The sequence below is a fragment of the Desmonostoc vinosum genome (genome assembly GCF_059505385.1).
On record NZ_JCACKM010000286.1, the window covers coordinates 1 to 4,305 of the forward strand.

Here is a 4,305-nt window from a genome sequence, read left to right on the forward strand (position 1 = left end):
CTCGTAGAGAAGCGGGGCGTAGCCCAACAAAAAAAATATTTATGCAAGAGGTCTATTGTCTAGCAGTTGGTTAACTTGCTGTCCTTGACGACCAGTTTTAATTTCATAGCGGCGGGTGAGGTTGTCTTCATAATTCATATCTCTGGCAGCAGCAGCATTTACAAAGGCATCACAATATTTTTTGTAAATCTCTCAACGGATGATCAAAAAACAGAAGATTTGCTTTCTGTTGCTTGAATAAACGCCTCAAATTGTCCATTAGGTGTCCATTGGATTGCCCCATCGCGCCCAGTAAAAAAGAGTTGTGTCTGGCTTTTGCTGAGTTCAGACAGAGTTTTGGGATCAAAATTAGCATTAGCAGCGATCGCAACTTGTGGTTTCAAGGCAAGAACTAAATCTTTTAAGGATTGAACATCACACCATAATACTTGCGGACTAGGCAAACTGCCATTTTTGATTAGTTGTTGCAACTCTTTCGACTTCATATTACCTACTAATAACCAATTTTGATCGAGAACTTGTAATTGTAGGATCGGCAATTGGTCATTAATTAATTTAGTTACTATTGAACCAGTATTAACAGCTTGACCAAGCACTAAAGATTGATAAACTCCTTGATACTTTTGTATTTCTTGTTGAATTGTTTGAACTGCAATTGCATTTTCTGTTTTAGCAGAATAATCATAAAAGTTTTTAATTGGTAAACGTTGGAGTAATTCTAACCAAGCATTACTTTCATTACCTGGAAATTCACTGGCGATCGCCCAATCAATTTGATTTACACCTTGTTGCTGCAAAAAAGGCACAATAGTGAAGCGTCCTGTACCTTCTTCTCCACTATTGATGAGGGTAACTTTTCCTCGGTCTTGAACAATTACAATTGGTTCTGTATCTGTTGCCAGCAAAGTTATTCTAAATAAAGTATTTGTAGAATGCCAAACTGGAATGAGTACTAAACCAATCGCAATTAAACCAGCAAACCACCATCGTCGCTGCCACCAACGCATCAGCCATACCAAAAAAATCAACATATAAATAGCTAATAATTGCCAAGTGGAAATACTGCCCACAGCCACAGAATTTCCTGGTAACTTACCAAAAAATTCTACTAGTTGAATTAACCAATCAGCAGGATAATGTAATAACCCAGCCAAAAAGCTTCCTGCTTCTGTCCAAACTAATGCTAGCAAAGCGCTAATAATGCCGCCAATACTAACAATAGAAATCAATGGAGTAGTGATAATATTTAGTAATAAACTGTAAGCTGGTACAACCCCAAAAACAAAAATTTGTATTGGTAAAGTCCAAATAGTAGCAGCCAGAGGAACAGCAATTAAAGAAGCGATCGCAGGTGGTAGCCATCCCAAACGCTGAACGATTGGAGGGGCTGTCACAATTAATCCTAGCGTCGCTAAAAAACTCAACTGAAAGCCTAAGTCCCAAATCCATAAAGGATTAAATAACAGTAACAATGTTGCTGCTACCAACAGTGAACCTAGCTGTTTGACTTTCCGTTTTAATAACAAACCAATTAATGCCCCAAAGCCCATGATTACTGCTCTGAGTACTGCTGGTTGGAAGCCTGTTAAACTCAAGAAAATAATTAAAGCTAATAATCCAAGGGTAAATTGTGTTCCCTTTTTTGTACCCCTGGTTAACTGTAATATCACACCTAAAATTAAGGAAGTTTGAAACCCAGAAGCAGCTAAAGCATGAGCCAAACCCGCCTGTACAAACAAGTCACGCATATCGTAAGGTAAATCAACAGCTTTACTTCCCAAAACCATTGCACTCACGAGTGGGCCTTCTGGAACACCTAAAAAACGAACTTGCGATCGCACAATTCGCTCCCTAATTTGCCGCCATCCCCATTTATCTCCCTCATCTAGAACATTTACCTGTCGTCCAATCAAACCAGCAAATGTTCCTTCTTGCTTGAGAAACTTCTGAAAATTAAAAGCACCAGGATTTGACGCAGCTTTGGGTTTGTATAAAATCCCAGTCACTGCAATTTGTTGACTCGAATGCAACCCAGTGGTTTGCAATAAAGGTACAGTTACATACAACTTACCTGTCACACCTTTTGCCAAACCTGCTGAACTCTGTTCATTTTTAATTTCATCCAACTGATTTACTTCTAGCCAAAATTGCCCTCGCTGGCTACGAGTCAACCGTGGATTACTTACTACTTTGCCACGAACAATTACTAACTGTTCTTGATTACTGTTATTTCCAGACTCAACAAACTGACTAATATCTTTGATTCCTGGTTGTGGTACTCGCCATTGAAAATATACAGTTGCCAACAACCCCACTAAACCAGCTGCTATCCATACCCTCGGATGAGGAGTAATTTGCCAAGTTAATGGCGCTATTTTCTTAGTTTTACTACTAGCGCTTTCTGTCTTCTGAGCAATTTGTTTTGGAACTGTGTACCGTCGTCTAAATAAAATTGCTCCTACTACACTCACAACCAAAATCCATACACCACCCCAAGGAACTGCTGTAAACAATAATCCTAAAATGTAACCAAGACAGATAATCACACCACTTGTCTGAATCATAAGACTTTTTTAAAAGCACCTGACGAATAAAATTAGCAGTTGTGGTGAAATATAGTTCATCGGGTTTATATAAATAAAGCCCGTGAGAACGGGCTTTATTTGTGTAATTTCATCCTTCTGTAGCAAGGATATAGCAGTGTTTCTCACGTTCAGTCATATACTGCATCATAAAGATATTCCCAGCTGGAACCCTAACACAGCATGAATAAACATAATACAAAGCGCAACGCTGCCCAAATAAGCATGAACTGCACGCAACGCTGTTTTATTACCCAAAAAGCCACTTAAAGATATTACACCGTTAATCAATAACAGTAACAGTACTAGTGAACCAGTCCAAAAGTGGGGACTCTCGAAAATTGGTTGATGTTGCATTACTAAAGACAACACCCCACCTGTATAGCCAGCTGCCATGAACAAAAATAACCAAGGTGCTAGTTTTCGATGATCACTGCGACTTTTAATTGCAGCATCTTTATCTTCAACTAGTTTCCCTCGCCACCCTGCCAGTCCAACATAGCTACCCAAAATAAAAACAACGATCGCCATCATCAACGGATGCCCCCAATGCACAATTGGTTCAGGTAGCCCAAAAGAACGAAACCAAGCTGCGATCGGTTCTAGAACTTCACTCCAATTCACCATTACTATGTGCCAAATAAGTTACGCATCACTTTTTATTTAAAAGGTTCGAGGAACTCAGTCAAGTATTATTGATACTTAATACTGGTTTCTACTTCTGAACTTTCAGCATTTTTCAGCAGCGGAAAACCCAACCGTTCCCTTTGTTCAACATATAAGTGAGCTACTTTCCTTGCCAAATGCCGAATCCTAGCAATGTAACGAGTTCTCTCCGTAACCGAAATTACACCCCTGGCATCCAGCAAATTAAATGTATGCGAACACTTAATTACATAATCCAAGCTAGGTAAAACTAATCCTCGCTCAGTTAATTGCGTAGCCTCTTGCTCATACAAATTAAACAACGTCAGCAGCATCTCAGGATTCGACGCCTCAAAGTTATAGGTACACTGTTCAATTTCACCTTGCAGATGCACGTCACCATAGGTGAGATTGTCTGTCCAATGGATTTTGGTGATTGCTTCCACCTGCTGAAGATACATCGCTAATCGCTCTAAGCCGTATGTAATCTCAATCGACACAGGACGGCAATCAATTCCACCGCACTGTTGAAAGTAAGTAAACTGAGTAATTTCCATCCCGTCTAACCATACTTCCCAACCAGTACCCCAGGCTCCCACCGTCGCATCTTCCCAGTTATCCTCTACAAACCGAATATCGTGGTCTTCAGGACGAATACCCAAAGCCCTCAAAGAATCAAGATAAATCTCTTGGATATTATCTGGCGAAGGTTTAATCAAAACCTGATATTGATAATAATGCTGAAAGCGATTGGGATTTTCGCCATAGCGACCATCTGTAGGACGTCGGCAAGGCTCAACATAAGCCACAGCCCAAGGTTCCGGCCCCAGCGCTCTTAAAAAAGTGTGAGGATTCTTAGTCCCAGCCCCTTTTTCCATGTCATACGGCTGGGCAATGAGACAACCGCGATCGCTCCAAAACTTATGCAATATTGCTATTACTGATTGAAAATTCACACTTAACCATTCCTTCGTCAACACACTGCATAGACTATTGTTGCCTACAAACCAGCACTGTGGGCAGTTTTAGCGGCTGCGAAAAGTGTTCCAAATAAAATTGGAAAAAGGGGTTGACAGAG

Annotated in this window: 3 protein-coding genes; all 3 read right to left on the reverse strand. The window is 40.3% G+C overall.

The window, feature by feature from the left end; translation table 11 throughout:
- Nucleotides 1-203 precede the first annotated feature (203 nt).
- The 3 genes from AC5JMF_RS29990 to glyQ all read right to left on the reverse strand — a co-directional run bounded on the left by AC5JMF_RS29990 (nucleotide 204) and on the right by glyQ (nucleotide 4,183).
- A complete protein-coding gene (locus AC5JMF_RS29990) occupies nucleotides 204-2,564 on the reverse strand; it encodes a ComEC/Rec2 family competence protein (protein WP_495799352.1) in 2,361 nt (786 codons plus the stop codon).
- A 165-nt stretch (nucleotides 2,565-2,729) separates the two neighbouring features.
- Nucleotides 2,730-3,209 (reverse strand): DUF4079 domain-containing protein, encoded by a 480-nt coding sequence (locus AC5JMF_RS29995; RefSeq protein WP_495799353.1) that lies wholly within the window; start codon nucleotides 3,207-3,209, stop codon nucleotides 2,730-2,732.
- Nucleotides 3,210-3,274: 65 nt separating this feature from the next.
- Nucleotides 3,275-4,183, reverse strand: coding sequence for a glycine--tRNA ligase subunit alpha (glyQ, locus tag AC5JMF_RS30000; RefSeq protein WP_495799354.1), 909 nt, complete (start codon nucleotides 4,181-4,183; stop codon nucleotides 3,275-3,277).
- Nucleotides 4,184-4,305 lie beyond the last annotated feature (122 nt).